We start from the raw sequence: 19,680 nt of genomic DNA on the forward strand, positions 1-19,680 counted from the left end.
GGCGGAAGAGTGAAGAAAGGGGTAATAAACAAACTCAGGAAGAGAAACTTTAGACAAAGCAGAACAACAAAGTCGGCAAGCAATCAAAAGAAAACCAGAGTCTATACTTTTAAAAAGTGCAGACTCTGGTTGCAAGATCATACTTTATAAAAAGCAATTATAACATCACAGGCTGACCTGTACGTACCGATTCGTCACAGGCAAACGCGATACGAAGACTATTTACAGCATCTTCTACATGATCTGTAAGATCAACATTTTCTGTAATAGCTTTCAGAAAGAAACGTTGCTCCCGGTTACACAACTCCTGATGATCTGGTTCATCAGTCAGGTTAATCCACTCATCAGGTTTGGTGAATTCATTATTGCCATTAATAGCCGCATGGTGTAATCGTAGTGATTCGGTTTTTGTGTGAGAATCCACATTGTCTGATTTTCCTGCGCCACCAGCATCTTTGGCTACAATAGAGACACAACCTTTAGGACCGATTACATCTTTGACGAAGAAGGCTGTTTCACTCATCATCGGTCCCCAGCCGGCTTCATACCAACCTACTGAACCATCCTCAAAGCGAATCTGTAACTGACCGTAATTATAGTTTCCAGCAGGAATGTCTTCTGTCAATCGTGCTCCAATGGCATTGACCTGAACTGGTTTAGAGCGTGTCATCTGACACATGACATCAATATAGTGTACACCACAGTCAACAATCGGACTCAGGCTTTTCATCAGGTTACGGTGTACATCCCACATATACCCATGACTTTGCTGATTCAAATTCATTCGCATTACCAGCGGTTTACCTATCTGTTGGGCAATCTCTACAAACTTCTCCCAGGAAGGATGATGGCGTAGTATATAACCTACTACTACTTTCTTCCCTGTTTTCTTTGCTACCTCTGCTACCCGTTGTGCACCTTCAACCGTATCAGCCAGAGGCTTCTCAATAAATACATGACAACCAGCTTCCAGCGCCATGATGGCAAACTGTTCGTGTGTATCCGGATAGGTCGAGATACATACTGCATCAGGTTGTGTATCTTTCAATGCTACAGCATAATCGCTAAACAACGGATAGCCACCACCTAACCGTTGGTTCAATACTTCTTTGCTTTTTCCCGTCGAGACAATTCCGCAGATTTCAAATCCGTCGATGGACTTATAGGCTAGGGCATGGGAGGCTCCCATGTTGCCACAGCCTACTACTAATACACGTAAAGGTTGATTTTGCAGTGACATTTGAATTGAGCTATAAATGAATTAAATAAGATACGACTTCGCTTTAATGGCTTAAAACTATAGATTTCCTGTTATATTTATATTATACATTAAAATATTTCTCTAAAAAAGAGGTAGAATTAATTTTTTTAGTTTTATTTACAACATTGTGAAAATATTTTTTTAATCCAAGTACTTCGATACCCCTATAACTGGAGGCTATAGCTGATAAAGAAATAGCCTCCATTTTATAATAAAGAATATTAACAAGGTAGTTGACTAGTTAACAAATAAATAGTATCAGTTAGTTTGATAAAAACGTACATTCGGATATATACACCCGTAAGCGTAAAAGTGAGACAATTGCCGGAGGATTGAATCCGGAGATCAGGTAAAAGATTTTGTTGAAACAGTACTTTAATTATAACCCATCCAATACATTTATTTTATCATGCAACGACGTTCTGCACTCAAAAATGTGGTAGCAGTTCTAGGCGGTATGGTCGCATTACCTGCCTGGGCTACTGGTTGGACGCCTGAGTCTCTTGGACTCGTTTCCGGCTTAGCCTCAACAGAAGAAGCATTACTGGCTGAAATCGTAGAAACCATCATTCCGGAAACCAGTACACCAGGAGCCAAATCGCTGAAAGTACATCAATATGCTATGCGTATGATTACTGACTGCTATGGTGAAACGGCACAAGTCAATTTGAAACAAGGACTTGTACTGGTAGATCAGAATGCCAGACAAGGGTACAACAAACCATTCGCTGAATGTGATGCCAGACAACGCCTGGATACCTTATCCAAAATGAAAGACTCTGCTGATCCTGGAGCAAAGCAATTTATCAGCATGGTTAAAAGTCTGACTATTCAAGGTTATATGAATTCCGAATATGTGCAGATGAACCTGAGAGGTTATAATATGGCTCCTGGATTTTTCCACGGATGTGTACCACTGAAGAAGTAAATCTTTTCATTTTCTATTCCAGAATTTTGTCATGGCTTTCTTAACTATAGATTCAATCAAAGAACGTACCTTCGACGCCATTGTAATCGGCTCAGGTATCAGTGGTGGCTGGGCTGCCAAAGAGCTTTGTGAAAAAGGATTAAAGACATTGGTGTTAGAGCGGGGGCGGGATGTAAAACATATTACAGACTATCCAACCACGATGATGAATCCGTGGGAGTTTGAGCATGGAGGACGTTTACCCAAATCCGTCACAGATGCCAATCCCATCGTAAGCCGTTGTTATGCGTTTAATGAAGATGCCGCTCACTTTTTTGTAAAAGATGCCGAACATCCATATGTACAGGAAAAACCATTTGACTGGATACGTGGCTATCAGGTAGGAGGGAAGTCCTTGATGTGGGCACGTGGTACGCAGCGTTGGTCACAATATGACTTTGATGGCCCTGCCCGTGATGGATTTGCTGTAGAATGGCCTATTAGCTATACAGAACTGGCCCCGTGGTACAGCCATGTCGAACTGTTTGCGGGTATTAGTGGAAATAAAGACGGATTGGCTCAATTACCAGATGGCGAATTTCTTCCACCTCATGAGCAGTCCTGTGTGGAGAAGCATTTTACTGACCAGATGGCCAAACACTACAAAGGAACCCGCCCTATTATTATCGGACGTTGTGCACACCTGACCAAACCTAAACCCATCCATTTTCAGCAGGGGAGAGCGCAGTGTCAGAATCGGTCGCTTTGCCAGCGGGGGTGTCCATATGGTGGGTATTTCAGCAGCAATGCCTCTACATTGCCCTGGGCTGCCAAAACCGGAAAGATGACATTGCAACCCGATTCTGTGGTACACTCCATTATCTTTGACGAAAAGAAAAATAAAGCGACCGGAGTACGGGTTATTGATGCTCATACCAAACAAATGACTGAGTATTATGCCCGCGTGATTTTTGTGAATGCAGCTTGTTTGAATAGTAATCTGATTTTATTAAACTCAACCTCACATCGTTTTCCGAATGGCCTGGGTAATGACAATGGATTATTGGGCAAGTATATGGCATTCCATAATTTCCGTACTACTATCTCGGCAGAATATGAAGGATATCTGGATACAATCACAGAAGGTATTCGCCCCAATGGCAGTTATATCCCACGATTCCGGAATGTATTTAAACAGGAAACAGATTTTCTGAGAGGATATGCTGCTGGTTTTAGTGCTTTCCGTATGATGGATACAGACACTTCCGGTATGGGGGAAGAGCTGAAGACAAACCTGACTGCTAAAAAATATGGTAATTGGAGGGCAGGTTCGCATATGATGGGCGAAACCATTCCGAAAGAGACGAATTATGTAGCATTAGATCCAAACCTGAAAGATCCATGGGGTATACCACAACTGCGTGTTTCAGTTGCTTATGATGACAATGATGAAAAGATGATTCAGGATTTTCATACACAAATGACAGAGATGTTGACCTTAGCTGGATTTAAAAATATCAAAACCCATGATAATCCGAATAAAGCACCAGGTCTGGATATACACGAAATGGGTGGGGTACGTATGGGCAAAGATCCTAAAACATCTTTGTTGAATAAGTGGAATCAATTGCACGCCTGTAAAAACGTTTTTGTAACAGACGGAGCCTGTATGACATCTACTTCTACACAAAACCCATCGCTTACTTTTATGGCTCTTACGGCTCGTGCAGCAAATTATGCTATAACAGAATTCAAAAAAGGAAATTTATAAGCAAACAATAATCACAACCTTACCCTTATTTTATTTCTATGCAGCGTTTAAAATTCGCTTTCCTTGCCGCCGGACTATTGATTGGTCTTGTCGCGTACTCACAACAATCCAAAAAAGAAAAATGGACATCCTTGTTTAATGGGAAAGATCTGAAGGGATGGAAAGTATATGGTACCGAAAAATGGTATGTCGAAAAAGGCGAGTTAATCTGTGAAAGTGGGCCAGACAAAGGATATGGCTATCTGGGCACAGATCAGTCCTATAAGGATTTTGAACTGACACTGGAGTTTAAACAGGAAGCCAATGGCAATAGTGGTGTGTTTTTTCATTCCAGTCTTGAAGGTACCAAAATTACTGGCTGGCAGGCTGAGGTAGCACCTCCCGGTCACTGGACGGGTGGTATCTATGAGTCGTATGGCCGGGGTTGGTTAATTAAGCCGACAGACGACAAAGACAAGGCACTGAAAATGGGAGAGTGGAACACTATGAAAATAAAAGTGTCTGGTGGACAGGTCACTACATGGGTGAATGGCCAGGAAATGATTACATTCTCAGATGATAAAATTGGGGCTGCCAATGGAATCATTGCCCTTCAAATCCATGATGGGGGAGGTATCAAAGTAAAATGGCGCAATATCAAGATCCGAACACTGTAGTTTTACTCTGCTAACGAATACACAAAGACCTCTCAATCCGGGAGGTCTTTTTTTATGCCATTAACATTCCGATAATGAACAATTTGTAGCCGTAAAGTTAATGTTACCAAACTATAGCATGAGGTAACTATTCCTGCCTGTACTTCCTTTCTCTTGGAAACCCCTGCACTGGTATAATCTGATACAAATAGACTTACTTTTAGCGTATAAATACTCTTTTTATCCCTAAAGTTTTGGTAGGTGTCTGATCCTATCTAAAGGCCTGATGGCTTGTAATTTTATAATACCTTATTAACAATCTGTTAATCCCTTGCTGGTTTGAATTTCTCAATTTTGTGGCTTCAAAAACAAACCCTTACAAACTATTTCATCAAATGAAAAACAATACAAGGTCTATTGTATTACTTCTTTTGTTTTTGTTGTCCTATGGCTTTACTACTTTTAGTGTAAATGCTCAAACGACACAAGCCTCTATTACAGGTATAATTCTGGACAATCAGAAAAGCCCACTTCCGGGTGCTACTGTTCAGGTTAGAAATGCATCTACCGGATTTACTACTGCCACCACTACCAGTGCACAGGGAGAATATGTATTCAAACAACTTCCATTGGGTGGACCTTATACGGTTACTGTAACATTCGTAGGATATAGTCAACATCAAAAAAGTAACTTGTTTCTAAACCAGGGTGATGCCCTCCGGATTAATGTAAACATGCAGGAAGATGCTCAAACGCTGGATGCCATAGAAATTACAGATTCCGGATTGAAAAACAAAACGGAAGATCTGGGAGCATCTACAGCCATCACTTCCAAAAACATCACCCAATTACCTGTTAATGGACGTAGTTTTACTTCGTTGATGGATCTTTCTCCATTGAGCAGAGGTGGAAATATTTCCGGTCAGTTGGGATCTTCTACAGGATATACCATTGATGGTATGAACTCTAAGAATCCTACTTCAGCCGGATCTACGACCAGCCGAAGTGGTTCTCCTTATTCTATTTCTATTGAGGCTGTGCGTGAGTTTAAAGTAGTAACAAACCAGTATGATGTTACCTATGGCCGTAATGGAGGGGGTGTTGTAAGTGCGGTAACTAAATCGGGAACCAATACATTGAGTGGTAGCGTGTTTGGATACGCTCGCGCAAACTGGCTGGCAAGTCGGTATGATATCAGAGGAAATCGACGCAACAATGATTACTCTACGTATCAATATGGCTTTTCACTAAGTGGGCCTATTATCAAGGATAAACTGCATTTCTTTGTAGTTTGGGATCATCAATTGGATATGCGTTCACTGGTTATTGCTGATATTCGTTCTGACGCCGATGAATATCGTTTGAATATTACCAGAAGTACATTGAATAATTTTGTAGATATTGCTCGTAGCAAATATGGTGTTTCTAATGACCGCCAGTATGGTTCTTTTGATAAACAACGTGGTTCTGATGCTGCCTTTCTTCGTTTAGATTGGCAGATTAATAAAAATAATTTGTTGACACTTAGAAATAATTACACCCGTGATCTAAACAAGTTAGGTCTGGTAGATAATAGTACTATTAATTTGTATGAATCAACTGGAAACGATTTTAACGTCGATAATAGTTTACTAGCAACTTTGCGGACTTCCATCAGTCCTCGTCTGACCAATGAGCTAAAAGTACAACATTTGTATACTTATCAGAACAGCTCTCCAGGTGATCAATTACCCTCAGCAAATATTCCCAGAGCAATAGTGGAAGGAATTACATCCGTAATGAAAGATAGCTCTACCAAGTCTGTTCCCACTGTTCAGATCGGAGGTCATCGGTTTGCTCAGGAAAGATTTACTAATAACGTAGTGCAATTAATTAATAACCTGTATTTTAATACCAATAAGGTTGAATACACATTTGGTATTGATTTGATGTACACCAGAGCCCACTCCTTGTATGGTAGTGAGGTAAATGGTCGTTTTCACTTTGCTTCTGATAAAGATGCGGATGGAAAAACAATCTCTGCAATACAAAACTTCCAGAATCTAAAACCATACCGGTATTTCCGTGAGGTCCCTCTAATGGATGATCCTAGTGCCCGTGCTAATACCTATAACCTGGGAGTCTATGGACAATTAAAAACAAGGCTTACCTTGGGGTTAGACGTGACGGCGGGATTGCGATTGGATTATGCTATTTACCCATCTGCTCCATTAAATCAAACAGTATTGAATGATTTAGGCTTACGTACTGATAACAAGCTAAAGTCCTTTATTGTACAACCTCGGGTACAGTTTAACTGGAATGTGAATGACAAAAACAGGGATTTCATTCGTGTAGGCGCAGGTATCTTTGCTTCTGATATTAATAACTATATGGTTATCAATAATCTAACTTTTGATGGAAGACATTATGGCACAGTAGATGTAAGAACACCCAATGTGCCTGTACCTGATTTCTTTGCCTATCGTGAAAATTCCGCCAGTGTACCTACGTTGTCTCAGTATCAAATACCAACCATTAACATGAATGGGAAAGATGTAAAAGTACCATTGGTTTACAAAGGTAATATCTCTTATACCCGTTATATAAATGATCGCTTAAAGGTTAGTTTAACAGGATTTGCTACATTAGGACGACATAACTATATGTATGTTGACAGAAATATGTCAAAAACACCTTTCTTCACACTAGCCAATGAAGCAAATCGGGGGGTGTATGTGCCTGCTGAAACCATTCCTCAAGGAAATGGCTCGGCAGACTGGACTCAGGGGCGTATCTCTAAAAACCTAGGACGTGTATTGGAACTAACTAGTGAAGGAAAAATAAATCAGTTTGCAGTTGTATTGGACGGAACCTACCAGTATTTCAAAGATGGGGAAATTTCTGTAAGTTTTACATGGAATGATACAAAGGACAATACTTCCTATAATGGGAATGTGGCGAATACAGCAACACTGTCATTGCCTGTGAAAGATGACCCTCGTGATCTAAGTAAAATGACCTATTCTGATAACCAATTCCGTAATAAGCTGGTTATATATGGTTCATCACCAAGCATCTTTGGTTTTGTAGTGGGGCTGCGTTATTCTGGTATTGGCGGAACTCGTTATAGCTTGTTATCTGGTGCAAACACAAATGGAGATTTTGTGGCTACCAATGACCTAGCTTATGTGTTTGATAGAAATAGTGCGGAAGTTCCTGAAAGTGTAAGAAAAGGATTACAGACAATCATTGATAATCCCAATGCAAGTCAAAGTATTAAAGACTATATTAACCAGTCTACAGGAAAAATTGCAGAAAGAAATGGTGGTATAAATGGTTTTTATGGCACATTTGATCTGCGTGTTACAAAGAAATTTAACTTCTCTAATAAAAGTAATCTTCAGTTATCTGCGGATATCTTCAATGTGATGAATATGATCAATAGAACCTATGGAACCAATAAATCACTGGGTAATCAGTCTTTGTATGCTTTAGTATCTGGTAATGGCTTTAATAAAACTACTAAAGAGTTCAACTACCGTGTTAACTCACCTGGAGTATTGACTCCTTCCGGAGATCCATTCCAGGTTCAGCTTGGTATCCGTTATGGTTTTTAATCTTTTTTGAGTCTCGATTTGTGTATACTATTAAATCCTCTTTTAGTAAAAGAGGATTTTTTTATTTTTTAGGTGTAAGTATTTGATAATGAGTTCTGAGCGTAGTTTTGATATTTTTGGAGAAAGCTTGGGAATTTCGTATTTTTAAGGTATGAAAACTCACCGTCAAAGTGCTATGAATACAACTACTCAGGAACTTATTCAGGAAAACCGATATGCTTATTATGATCTGGTAGATTATGATATCCGTCTGGATAAAGAGATCCATCTGATGAAGAAGCGTATTGCTAAAATTGCCATTAACGAAGTTAAATACCAGGCGCGTCAGCAGTTTCTGGATCGCTACCTGGCTGATTTAGAACAAAGGAAAGAAGTGTTTCAGACAGAGGATAAACCTGAAAGGTATAAAAAACGTACACTAAAGCGACTACAGAAGGAGATAGATAAGACTCGTGGACAATGGCATGCCAATCGCTGGCGGCTGAGTGTGGTGTATAAGCACAAGAGGAAAGATAATCCTGCCAAATTGATCCTCAAAGAAATCAAACAGGCTGAAGTACAAGTGCGTATGCAGGCTATAAAACAAGCTATCTTGAAATTGGAAGAGTTAGAACATGTAGTGAAAGAGAGTCTTGTTATAAACGAAGAACCTGCTACAGTTACTACTCTTTCAGAAAATAGGATTGTAGCTATATCAGTACATAAGCATACTACATGTATCCGCGTACAAAAAGAGGGTGTTTGCACCTTCAGTGCTACTATACCTTTGCCTTATGGTGAGACGATCACTTGTTTTAACCTACAAGCAGCCTGATTTCCTACCTGCATAAACAAAAAAAGCCGATACAGGATGCATCGGCTTAGGTATGAGTATTGTCCAGATTTTACTGGCCTAATATATACGCAAACATCAGTGGTGCTACAATGGTAGCATCTGATTCTACAATAAACTTAGGTGTAGTAATATCCAGTTTACCCCAGGTAATTTTCTCATTAGGCACAGCACCTGAGTAGGAACCATAGGATGTTGTAGAGTCAGAAATCTGGCAGAAATAAGACCAGAAAGGAACATCATGCATTTCCATATCCTGATACAACATTGGTACTACACAGATAGGGAAGTCACCCGCAATACCTCCACCAATCTGGAAGAAACCAATGCCTTTTCCTTCACAATTTTTAGTATACCAGTCAGCCAGGAAAGTCATGTATTCAATACCTGACTTCATGGTTGAAGGCTTCAGTGTTCCCTTGATACAATAGGAAGCAAAGATGTTTCCCATAGTAGAATCTTCCCAGCCTGGTACTACAATCGGTAGATTTTTCTCAGCAGCTGCCAGCATCCAGGAGTTTTTAGGATCAATTTCATAGTATTGTTCCAGTTCACCTGAATTCAGAATCTGATACATATATTCATGTGGGAAATAGCGTTCGCCACTTTGTTCCGCTTTGCTCCAGATACCAATCAGGTGTTTCTGTAATTTACGGAATGCTTCTTCTTCCGGAATACAGGTATCCGTTACACGATTGTAATGATTTTCAAGCAGATCCCATTCATCCTGAGGGCTTAGGTCACGATAGTGAGGTACACGTTTGTATGAATTATGTGCTACCAGGTTCATCAGATCCTCTTCCAGGTTGGCACCTGTACAGGAAATAATATGCACTTTATCCTGACGAATCATTTCAGCCAGAGAGATGCCTAACTCTGCAGTACTCATGGCACCTGCCAGGGTGATCATCATCTTTCCATTGTCCAGCAAATGCGTTTCGTATCCTTTTGCTGCATCTACCAGAGCTGCTGCATTAAAGTGCAGGTAATTCTTTTCTATAAACTGAGAAACAGGTCCTTTCATGGATTGATATTCTATTTTTTGAGATGAATAATGAAATTTTGCGCAAAGGTAAAAACTTTTACCCGGTAATTGGCTATTCTGTGCAGATCTTAATAAAAAGTTGATCCTGTGTAAACAGAGGATAAGACTAGTTTGTTCACTATTTTGGGGAATGCTCCCGGAGGTAATCATTTTTGAAATGGCCAGCCTGCATACCCTATCAATAAAAAAGCCACTATAGAGTGAATAGTGGCCAAAATCGTCGAAGCGAAGAGTAAAAGTTTGTTTGATACGTATGTATTAAAAAACGTCCTTAATCTCATATTTTCTGTCCCGGAAATGAAATGTATCCCCTTTTTTCATACCTACCATCGCTTGAAAAATCGGAGCAGAGATAGAGATAGGGAAAAAAGTTTCACCATCCAGCACCACTTTGTTCATGCCGATTGCAATAAAGAAATGTTGGGCAGAGGTTTTGACAACAGATCCTTGTTCAATTACAGATTTGAGATCATAGGCTGGAACACTTTCAAGCAGTTCCAGATCATTTTGAGAATTACGCCATTTGATAGCATACATATCTCTGGTCTGGTGCATTTGTTCCCGATATGACTCTGTCATTTCCTCAGGGCTACCTTCTTCACTGTTTGCATTTTCCTGAGCTTCCAGCATGGCTTCCTTTGCCGTTTTTACTATTTCCTTCTGTGTATCAATGCAAGCTTCAAATAATTTTCTCTTCAGTTCTAAGTTGTCCATTCTAAGTATAATTTAGATAATTACAAGTTCAAAAAGTAAAAGATTGATCCCTAAAAAATAATGCCATCAGGTGAATGAGAGATGCATAAAAATACATCGACTCGTCAATCTGTAGATGACTGACCAACCTTCCGTTTCCATTTTATGTAAAGGAGCAATGTGTAGTTTGAAAAAAACTTTTACTTTAACGCAAATACCCTACTTTTGGTTTGGCTAATTGCCCGGATTTTGCAAATTGGCGCGCAATTTAAAGATTTTTTTAAATAATACACCAGCCTCAAAGGGTTTTGTGACAATGTCATGCATGCCAGCTGCCAGTGCCTGTTCATGATCTCTATCATCCAGACTGGCTGTCATGGCAATGAGTGGTATGTGTTGTTTATCAGGGAGATGGGTGCGAATATGACGGGCTACTTCATAGCCATCCATGTCAGGCATCTGGAGGTCTATCAATACGGCGTGATATTCCGTTTTTTTGAGTAATTCAATGCCTTCCTGTCCACTGCCTGCAAGCTCTGCTTTCGCATTGGATGAGGCATTATGGACTGTACTTTGTGCAATTAGCCTGTTAAGCGGATTGTCGTCTATAATTAATAGTACAAGAGGGGTTTCAGGAAATGATGCAGGTACTGTTTCATTTTTCTCTGTTACTGAATACACCCGGTAGAAAGGAAGAGCCACCGAAAATACAGAACCTATACCTGGATGGCTTTTTACAGCAATATTTCCTCCCTGCATTTCAACCAGTTGCTTTACGATCGCTAAACCCAGCCCTGTACCACCATACATCCGGGTGGTCTGGTCTGAAGCTTGGGTAAAGCCTTCAAATATGCTTGAAAGCCGGTTTGCCGGAATACCAATACCTGTATCTTCTACTTCGAAGAGCAAGGCTATCTGTTGCTTTTCAAGTTTCAATGTCCGAATACGAAGTGTAACACTCCCCTTTGGGGTAAATTTGACTGCGTTACTCAGCAGGTTGAGTAGAATCTGATTAAGTCGTACAGGATCACCCAGAAACAGTGTTGGTACATCTTCCTGTATGTCTGCCTTCATTTCCAGCTTTTTTTCTGTGACCTGAAACTGTAGGGTTTCAAACAGATGCCGGACACATTCCTGCAGATTGATCTCTACCTGTTCGAACGTAACCTTTCCTGCATTGATTTTAGACAGATCCAGAATGTCATTTATAAGCACAAGCAGATTTTCTGCTGATTCATGAATATGGCGTATATAATCCGATTGAGTCTGAGTTGTATTTGTTTTTTCCAGAAGTTTAGCAAAACCTATCACAGCATTCAAAGGAGTACGTATTTCATGACTCATGGTAGCCAATACTTCCTCTTTTACCTTTTGATTGCGCTCTGCATTGTTTTTTTCCTGCTCTATCTGAATCTTCTGCATCTGGATACTATGAATTCTGTCAACGAGTGCCAGTGATATCAGGATAACATCTGTAACCGAACCTATCTGTAAGCTTTTGAGTGTAAATGTGTTGCTGGGTATTAGGCCAAATGCATTCAATACGGCAATACCCACACTGATTAACATTACTGTCCAGGCTAGTAATAGATAACCTGCAGAGAGATTGCCTTTCTGATAGGATTTGATTGAAATACTTAAAATAATGATAACAAAGATGGCTGCTGTGATTGTGAGTAAAAGCATGTTGAGAGACAGATCCGGTAAGAACGCTCCCAATATTATCTCCACTAAAGTTATAATAATAAAATAACGGCCTACATTATACCAGGTGGGCAAGGTTTTGCGTAAGTGGAGAAATTGCAGACAAAAGATAACAATCATAATGGCTGTTAAATTTCCCGTTATAAAAACAGCTCTGTCTGACCACCAACTGGGAGATGACCATAACCATTCGTTTCCATATCCACTGAGAGAAAGTAGAAAGAAAGCAATCAGAATCAGATATAATACATAATAAAGATAACTCAGGTCTCTGAGAAAGACATATAAAATAAAGTTATAAATAGCCATCACAAAAAGAATCCCATAAAAGATTCCCTGCCAGAACTGTTCACTATGATCTTTTTTCTGAAAAAAGGTTTCGGACTCAATGAGGACAGGCAGATCCAGAGGGCCATCTCCCCATACATACAGATAATAGGTTTGAGGAGTAGCAGATTGTGGTTTTATGCTAAATATAGGATACTTATAGGAGTAGAGTTTAGTAGTTTGTGATCCCAACTCCTGTACTTGAAATCCGGAATCTCCCTGAGGAATATACAATCTAGCATGAACCAGCAACGGATTGTGTATGGAAAGAATCCAGTTTTTATCAGGAGGAGACAGAATAGTAAACCGTAGCCAGTAACCTGCCTGGCTAAAGCCCAGACTAAAACTGGGATGAGATACAAACCTGTTTTGGAAAACAGGAGATTGTATCTGTGTAATGCTGAGCGATCGGGAATCATCTTTCAGCATTTTCAGATAAGGGTTCAGGTTATAAGTTACTGAATCATTCTGAAGTTTTAGACTATTTTGGGCATTGCTTATCGGTAATAAAAATAATTGAAATATCCAGACTACTATGCTATAAATGAAAATTCGCATAAAGGGTTGACAAACAAATAATAAATTATGTACAATTTTCTGGAGAAAAGACTCATCATGCAGAAGATTGGCTATTGATCAGGGATAATTAAACTTCCCTTGTATAGTTGCTGGTTAATTGTAACGCAAATATAGACTTTTGTTGAAAAAATTCAATTTAATGTTTGCGTGATATAGTAAACATATCTTAAAAGTGAGGTTTGTATCATATGTTTTTGTATTAAAATGTATTTTTTGACTTGTGAAAAAGGTGTTAATAAATGTATGTGTCTGTTGTATAGTGAGTTATATTCAAAGGTTTTATTCTTGTTTCTACCAAAAAATGCTATTGTGTTGAGTACGGATAAGTAAGGAAATAGTTACTATAAAACAGATTTGATTTTCTTTTCCTATCTTCCCACCTTTGCAGTTGAACAATCCGCTAGTATTATGACAGAATCACAAGCCCAGTCGCGCATAAATGAGCTTACTGAAAAGATAAATTATTACAACTACCGTTATTATCAGGATAGTATATCTGAAATTTCTGATTACGATTTTGATGTCTTACTGGAAGAATTGACAGGTTTGGAAAAACAATTTCCTCAGTTTCTTCAGCCTGATTCTCCTACGCAACGTGTGGGTGGGACTATTACAAAAAACTTTGCTTCTGTTAAGCATAAGTATCCTATGTTATCACTGGGTAACAGTTATTCAGAAGAAGAAATCAAAGATTTTGATACCCGCATCCGTAAATTGATAGATCATGAGTTTGAGTATGTATGTGAACTGAAGTTTGATGGAGTGGCATTGAGTCTGACATATAAAAACGGAGTGTTGGAGCGGGCTGTAACACGTGGTGATGGCGTACAGGGTGATGATATTACAGCCAATGCCCGAACCATCCGATCTATACCATTGAAGATTTATGGTGACAATATTCCGGCTGAATTTGAGGTAAGAGGAGAAGTGTTTATGCCCTGGAAGGTTTTTGAACAACTGAATCAGATGCGGGAGGATATTGGAGAAGCGTTGATGGCAAATCCCCGCAATGCTGCTTCCGGTACATTAAAATTGCAGGATTCAACAGAGGTGGCTAAACGGCAACTGGATTGTTACATATACTACCTTTTGGGTGAGAATCTGCCTTATCAGACTCACTCTCAGTCAATGGAACAACTAACAAAGTGGGGATTTCAGGTATCGCCAACCTATCGGGTTTGTAAGACTATTGAAGAGGTAATGGATTATATTCATTACTGGGATACAGAAAGATTTAACCTGCCTTTAGGAACAGATGGAATCGTGCTGAAAGTTAATGCCTTTGAGACACAACAAGAGTTGGGATTTACTGCAAAAAGTCCACGCTGGGCTATTGCCTATAAATACAAAGCACTAGGCGCTGCTACACCCCTGGAGTCAGTAAGTTATCAGGTTGGTCGTACAGGAGCTGTTACACCTGTGGCTAATCTAAAGGCTGTATTGCTGGCTGGTACAACTGTGCGAAGAGCCTCATTGCATAATGCCAACGAGATTGCCCGTCTGGACATTCATGAAGGAGATACATTGTTTATTGAGAAAGGGGGAGAGATCATTCCTAAAGTGACAGGTGTTGATCTGACTAAACGGAACGAGGGTTCTGCTCCCGTACAGTTTCCGACAACCTGTCCAGCCTGTAATACTGCATTGGTACGTATTCCGGGAGAGGCTGCCTATTACTGCCCTAATGAACTGGAGTGCCCTCCACAAATTAGAGGTCGTATTGAGCATTTTATCCAGCGTAAGGCAATGAATATGGATAGCCTGGGCGAAGGGAAAATTGAATTGCTCTATGATAAGGGTTTGGTGCATAGTCCTGCTGATTTGTACAAGTTAAATTACAATCAGCTTTTTGGATTGGAAAAAGTGATTACCAACCCAGACACTGGAGAAGTTCGACGGGTTTCGTTCAAACAGAAGACAGTCGAGAATATGCTGACTTCTATTGAAAAATCCAAGACTGTTCCTTTTGATCGGGTATTGTTTGCTTTGGGGATTCGTTATGTAGGAGCAACCGTTGCCGCAAAGCTGGCCGCCTATTTTGGAAATATAGATGCTATCTATCAGGCAACAGTTGAGCAACTGATGCAAGCACCTGAGATTGGCGGTAAAATTGCTGAGAGCATTGCCCGCTTTTTTTCCGAGCCACGAAACGTTGAGTATATACAGCAACTAAAAGAGGCTGGCGTACAGATGCAGATGGAGATGCGGGAACTGGTTATGGAGAGCAATGCACTGGAAGGCAAGTCATTTGTCATATCAGGTGTATTTGTGCACTTTGATCGGGATGTGTTAAAAGACAAGATTATTGCCAATGGAGGAAAGGTCTTAAGTGGTGTATCTGGAAAGCTGGATTTTCTGCTGGCAGGTGAGAATATGGGACCATCTAAACTGGAAAAGGCAGAGAAACTTGGTGTTAAGATCATTTCTGAGCAAGACTTTCTAACCATGATAGGAGAGACTGCCGAATAGTATTATCAAAAAACGGATTGTTACTTACAAAAGTGACAGTTTAGAAACAACCACTGCAAACGAAAAATGAAAATCGCTGACTATTTTCTGAAACGCAAGACAGATCAACTGATCCGAAAAGGGAGGTTACAGGAAGCTGTCATGGTTCCTATACCAGAAGTAAAAGATATTGGTATTCTTTTTCTTGAGGAAGAGGGCCAACATCAGGCTTTGAATCAGTTTGTTGAAGGCTTGATGAAGGATCATAAAAGAGTACGTGCACTGACATTCTTTGAGAATTATCACAGTAATCCGTATCAGTTTAAGTTCGATTTTTTTACAAAAAAAGAAATCTCTTTGTTTGGCGACATACAGAATGAAAAAGTAAGTCAGTTCATTGATTTTCGTTTTGATTATTTATTTTGCGTAAGCAGGCAAGTTTTTTTACCTTTCGAATATATTCTGATGCAAAGTCATGCTAAGTTCAGAGTAGGATTTCATGAGGAAGGCAAAGAGTATTTGTTTGATCTGATGGTTGAACCTCCACAGGATGCTTCTCTTCAGACCTTGCTGGCCCAGTTATATGAGTACACTCAAAAAATTAGTTTAAGCTTACATGAACACTAAATTTTATGGAACAGGCGTAGCGCTGGTAACGCCGTTTCAGGAGGATCTTTCCGTTGATTTTCCAGCCCTTGAGCGATTGCTTGAACATACCATCTCTGGTGGAGTAGATTACCTTGTTGTTATGGGTACTACTGGTGAGTCTGCTACTGTAACCAAGGCCGAACGAAAGGAAATTCTGAATTTTGTCAGAGAATATAATGCTGGACGTTTGCCTATTGTATATGGAATCGGAGGAAACAATACAGCTTCTTTACTGGATACTATTCAGGAAACAGATTTTAAAGATGTAGATGCTATCTTATCTGTGAGCCCTTATTACAACAAACCTACACAAAGAGGGATCATGGCTCATTATGAAACTGTAGCCAATGCTAGTCCGGTACCTGTAATTCTGTACAATGTCCCAGGACGTACAGCGTCTAACCTGACGGCTGCCTCTACTCTTGTACTGGCTCAGCATAAAAATATCATTGGTGTAAAAGAAGCCTCAGGCGATATGTCTCAGGGTATTGAGATTGCTCGCGATAAACCGGCTGATTTTCTGTTTCTGGCAGGAGATGATATGCTTACCGTGCCTATGACTACTTTTGGTGCAAAAGGGGTAATCTCTGTAATTGCCAATGCATTGCCTCAGCTATTTACCCGGATGGTAAATGAATCGCTTACCGGTAACTATACACAGGCTATGCCTTATCTGTTTCAGCTTTCACGGATCAATGATCTGATGTATGAAGAAGGCAATCCTGTAGGAGTAAAAAGTGCATTGAAATCATTAGGGATTTGTGAAGATCAAGTTCGGTTACCATTGGTGTCAGCCTCCGACTCATTAACGGCTCGTATCAAACAGACGCTGGCTAGCATGCAATTGCCTGAATTTGCCTAACAAGAGAATAGATATCTATAAAAAGAAAAGCCTGTGGGAACACAGGCTTTTCTTTTGAACTCTGATCATATATAGATCAGCTTTAAAAATAAAAGAAGTCTGAATCTACAATCCAGACTTCTTTTATTTTTAAAGCTGATTATTTTTCAGCGTTTTTCTTGTCTTGTACTTCAGTTCTTATTTCTTGAGCCAAAGTTTTTAGTTGTTGCATTCCTGCTCTTACACGTGTTCCTGCTGCTTGGTTTCCTTTGTCGTAGAACTTTTCAAAATCGCCTTCCAATGACAGTACTAGGTCTCTAATTTGCTCAAATCGTTTCATTCGATTGTGATTTTAGGTTATGGATGTATAATACTTTTGAACGCCCGAAATTACAGATTTAAATATTGCAGTCAAATATTTATAGGAAAAAAAGGCCTTTTTTTTGAAAAAAACGAAGGTTTTATAAAGATTCAAGGTTCGAAGGTGATATTTTCGGGGCAAAACGGAGAGGCTTATCCCTTATTTGACCATCTTCGAACCTTGATCTGAAGGGAATTATACATTCACCATCATAGGTACTTCAGTACTAGCGTATACTCCGCTACGCAGCTTGTCTGATATTTTATCAAATGCAACCAGCGTTTTTTCTACATCTTCCAGCGTATGAGAAGCTGTAGGGATAAGACGTAGAAGAATCATATCTTTTGGTACAACCGGATAGACAACCACAGAGCAGAATACACCATGATTTTCACGAAGGTCAATAACCATATTCTGCGATTCCGGAATAGTTCCATTCAGCATAACAGGTGTTACTGGTGATTCGGTAGTACCAATATTATACCCATGCTCACGCAATCCGTTCTGAAGTGCATTTACTACTTTCCATAGATTTTCACGTAATTCAGGTTGAGTACGCAGAAGTTCCATACGTTTCAGTGCACCAATTACCATTGCCATAGGCAAAGACTTGGCATAGATTTGTGAACGCAGGTTATAACGCAGATACATCAGAATGTCTTTCTTTCCGGCCACAAATGCGCCGAAGCCTGCCATAGACTTGGCAAATGTTGAGAAATACAAATCAATATCTTCTTGTACACCTTGTGCTTCACCTACCCCTGCACCTGTTGCACCCATTGTTCCAAATCCATGTGCATCATCTACCAGCAAACGGAAATCGTATTTTTTCTTCAGTTCAACGATTTCTTTTAGTTTACCCATAGCGCCTGTCATACCAAATACACCTTCCGTAATAACCAGAATACCACCCAGATTACCTGACTCTTGTTGTTTCTTTACGGCACGTTGCAGATTTTTCTCCAGATCCGCTATGTTGTTGTGGAGGTACTTGTATGTTTGTCCAATGTGCATACGAATGCCATCGATAATACAAGCATGAGCTTCTGCATCGTATACAATAATATCGTGGCGATCTGTCAGCGCATCAATAACGGACATGATACCCTGATAGCCATAATTTAATAAGATAGAATCATCTTTTTTTACAAACTCTGCCAGTTCACGTTCCAGTTGCTCATGGTAAACACTGTTTCCTGACATCATACGAGCTCCCATAGGTAAAGCCAAGCCATACTGTGCCGCAGCTTCTGCATCCGCTTTACGCACTTCCGGATGATTAGCCAGACCCAGGTAGTTATTTAAACTCCAGTTGAGCAACGTTTTTCCACGAAACTTCATATGCGGACCAATCTCTCCTTCTAATTTTGGGAAAGTAAAATACCCGTGCGAGTTATCAGAATGCTTTCCAATGTTTCCTGGATTCGCAATACGCTTTTCAAAAATATCCACGTGACAAAACGTTTATAAATGAACTAATAGAGAAAATTACAATTGGGATGTTAAGAAATTGTTATAAAAATCGGGCAAATATAGAGGAAAATTAGGAAAAGGCAACCTGTCTATGTCAAAAACCTGAGAGTAAGAGCTAATAAGCCCTGGATTTGTGACTATCTGGTACTTTTTAGAGATAATATAGGAATGCAATTTTACCTTTGTTTTTCCCTTATTGTTTTTATATGAAGTACATTATCCGTTTTCTTTTTCTTGTTCTGGGTATTATTTTCCTGACAGGTAAAGTCTTTTTGGACAATAGATACGCTAGCCAAGTATATGATACACATGATAACACATACCATTCATATCCTGATTATTCCCAATGGATAGGTAATCTGATTGTCATTGTCAGTATAATCGTTGGGATTATATATTTTTTTGCTTCTTTCAGAATTAGATTGAACTATTGGCTATTTTTTCTGCATCTGATAATGCAAGTTGTACTATTTTTTAAAATTCCATTATTCTCAATTGTAGCTTTCATGGGATTTCATAGACGGTACGTATCTCTAAATGGTTTCAATGGAAATGT

Annotated in this window: 14 protein-coding genes; 8 read left to right on the forward strand and 6 right to left on the reverse strand. The window is 39.6% G+C overall.

What is annotated here, in order from left to right:
- Positions 1-157: 157 nt before the first annotated feature.
- Entirely contained in the window at positions 158-1,240 is a 1,083-nt protein-coding gene (locus tag QNI15_RS35730; protein WP_314036713.1) for a Gfo/Idh/MocA family protein, read from the reverse strand.
- Positions 1,241-1,670: 430 nt separating this feature from the next.
- On the opposite strand from QNI15_RS35730, the gene QNI15_RS35735 reads away from it, so the two are divergent.
- From QNI15_RS35735 to QNI15_RS35755, 5 genes are all read left to right on the forward strand, one after another.
- A complete protein-coding gene (locus QNI15_RS35735) occupies positions 1,671-2,189 on the forward strand; it encodes a gluconate 2-dehydrogenase subunit 3 family protein (protein ID WP_314036715.1) in 519 nt (172 codons plus the stop codon).
- 31 nt (positions 2,190-2,220) lie between these two features.
- The gene (locus QNI15_RS35740) at positions 2,221-3,939 is read left to right on the forward strand and encodes a GMC family oxidoreductase (protein WP_314036717.1); all 1,719 of its coding nucleotides are present in this window, start codon (positions 2,221-2,223) and stop codon (positions 3,937-3,939) included.
- A gap of 38 nt (positions 3,940-3,977) precedes the next feature.
- Positions 3,978-4,595 carry a 3-keto-disaccharide hydrolase gene (locus QNI15_RS35745; protein WP_314003459.1) on the forward strand — a complete coding sequence of 206 codons (618 nt, stop codon included), beginning with the start codon at positions 3,978-3,980 and terminating at the stop codon, positions 4,593-4,595.
- Positions 4,596-4,969: 374 nt separating this feature from the next.
- Complete coding sequence (locus QNI15_RS35750; protein ID WP_314036719.1) at positions 4,970-8,173, forward strand: TonB-dependent receptor; 3,204 nt, start codon at positions 4,970-4,972, stop codon at positions 8,171-8,173.
- Between the two features lie 151 nt (positions 8,174-8,324).
- Complete coding sequence (locus QNI15_RS35755) at positions 8,325-8,987, forward strand: hypothetical protein (RefSeq protein ID WP_314036721.1); 663 nt, start codon at positions 8,325-8,327, stop codon at positions 8,985-8,987.
- Between the two features lie 70 nt (positions 8,988-9,057).
- On the opposite strand, the gene QNI15_RS35760 is transcribed toward QNI15_RS35755, so the two are convergent.
- From QNI15_RS35760 to QNI15_RS35770, 3 genes are all read right to left on the reverse strand, one after another.
- On the reverse strand, positions 9,058-10,029 hold the full coding sequence (locus QNI15_RS35760; RefSeq protein ID WP_314036723.1) for a deoxyhypusine synthase family protein: 972 nt from the start codon (positions 10,027-10,029) through the stop codon (positions 9,058-9,060).
- A 279-nt stretch (positions 10,030-10,308) separates the two neighbouring features.
- Entirely contained in the window at positions 10,309-10,764 is a 456-nt protein-coding gene (locus QNI15_RS35765; protein WP_313989594.1) for a hypothetical protein, read from the reverse strand.
- Between the two features lie 213 nt (positions 10,765-10,977).
- Positions 10,978-13,332, reverse strand: a complete 2,355-nt coding sequence (locus QNI15_RS35770; RefSeq protein ID WP_314003453.1) for a hybrid sensor histidine kinase/response regulator — start codon at positions 13,330-13,332, stop codon at positions 10,978-10,980.
- Between the two features lie 429 nt (positions 13,333-13,761).
- Here QNI15_RS35770 and ligA point away from each other — a divergent pair, with 429 nt between their 5' ends.
- The 3 genes from ligA to dapA all read left to right on the forward strand — a co-directional run bounded on the left by ligA (position 13,762) and on the right by dapA (position 17,311).
- A complete protein-coding gene (gene ligA / locus QNI15_RS35775) occupies positions 13,762-15,822 on the forward strand; it encodes an NAD-dependent DNA ligase LigA (protein WP_314003451.1) in 2,061 nt (686 codons plus the stop codon).
- 66 nt (positions 15,823-15,888) lie between these two features.
- On the forward strand, positions 15,889-16,428 hold the full coding sequence (locus QNI15_RS35780) for a DUF6913 domain-containing protein (protein ID WP_314003449.1): 540 nt from the start codon (positions 15,889-15,891) through the stop codon (positions 16,426-16,428).
- Complete coding sequence (dapA, locus tag QNI15_RS35785; protein ID WP_314003447.1) at positions 16,418-17,311, forward strand: 4-hydroxy-tetrahydrodipicolinate synthase; 894 nt, start codon at positions 16,418-16,420, stop codon at positions 17,309-17,311. The genes QNI15_RS35780 and dapA overlap by 11 nt, the downstream gene beginning before the upstream one ends.
- A gap of 139 nt (positions 17,312-17,450) precedes the next feature.
- On the opposite strand, the gene QNI15_RS35790 is transcribed toward dapA, so the two are convergent.
- Positions 17,451-17,630, reverse strand: coding sequence for a histone H1 (locus QNI15_RS35790; RefSeq protein WP_313989584.1), 180 nt, complete (start codon positions 17,628-17,630; stop codon positions 17,451-17,453).
- Positions 17,631-17,846: 216 nt separating this feature from the next.
- On the reverse strand, positions 17,847-19,103 hold the full coding sequence (locus tag QNI15_RS35795) for an aminotransferase class I/II-fold pyridoxal phosphate-dependent enzyme (RefSeq protein ID WP_313989582.1): 1,257 nt from the start codon (positions 19,101-19,103) through the stop codon (positions 17,847-17,849).
- Positions 19,104-19,680: the final 577 nt, after the last annotated feature.

Origin of the sequence: Xanthocytophaga flava, assembly GCF_030068545.1 — a bacterium.
Lineage (GTDB): Bacteria > Bacteroidota > Bacteroidia > Cytophagales > 172606-1 > Xanthocytophaga > Xanthocytophaga flava.

Bases quoted from the DNA above. Each gene is read 5' to 3' on its own strand.
- QNI15_RS35730 (WP_314036713.1), bottom strand. From the start codon at position 1,240: ATGTCACTGCAAAATCAACCTTTACGTGTATTAGTAGTAGGCTGTGGC.
- QNI15_RS35735 (WP_314036715.1), top strand. From the start codon at position 1,671: ATGCAACGACGTTCTGCACTCAAAAATGTGGTAGCAGTTCTAGGCGGT.
- QNI15_RS35740 (WP_314036717.1), top strand. From the start codon at position 2,221: ATGGCTTTCTTAACTATAGATTCAATCAAAGAACGTACCTTCGACGCC.
- QNI15_RS35745 (WP_314003459.1), top strand. From the start codon at position 3,978: ATGCAGCGTTTAAAATTCGCTTTCCTTGCCGCCGGACTATTGATTGGT.
- QNI15_RS35750 (WP_314036719.1), top strand. From the start codon at position 4,970: ATGAAAAACAATACAAGGTCTATTGTATTACTTCTTTTGTTTTTGTTG.
- QNI15_RS35755 (WP_314036721.1), top strand. From the start codon at position 8,325: ATGAAAACTCACCGTCAAAGTGCTATGAATACAACTACTCAGGAACTT.
- QNI15_RS35760 (WP_314036723.1), bottom strand. From the start codon at position 10,029: ATGAAAGGACCTGTTTCTCAGTTTATAGAAAAGAATTACCTGCACTTT.
- QNI15_RS35765 (WP_313989594.1), bottom strand. From the start codon at position 10,764: ATGGACAACTTAGAACTGAAGAGAAAATTATTTGAAGCTTGCATTGAT.
- QNI15_RS35770 (WP_314003453.1), bottom strand. From the start codon at position 13,332: ATGCGAATTTTCATTTATAGCATAGTAGTCTGGATATTTCAATTATTT.
- ligA (WP_314003451.1), top strand. From the start codon at position 13,762: ATGACAGAATCACAAGCCCAGTCGCGCATAAATGAGCTTACTGAAAAG.
- QNI15_RS35780 (WP_314003449.1), top strand. From the start codon at position 15,889: ATGAAAATCGCTGACTATTTTCTGAAACGCAAGACAGATCAACTGATC.
- dapA (WP_314003447.1), top strand. From the start codon at position 16,418: ATGAACACTAAATTTTATGGAACAGGCGTAGCGCTGGTAACGCCGTTT.
- QNI15_RS35790 (WP_313989584.1), bottom strand. From the start codon at position 17,630: ATGAAACGATTTGAGCAAATTAGAGACCTAGTACTGTCATTGGAAGGC.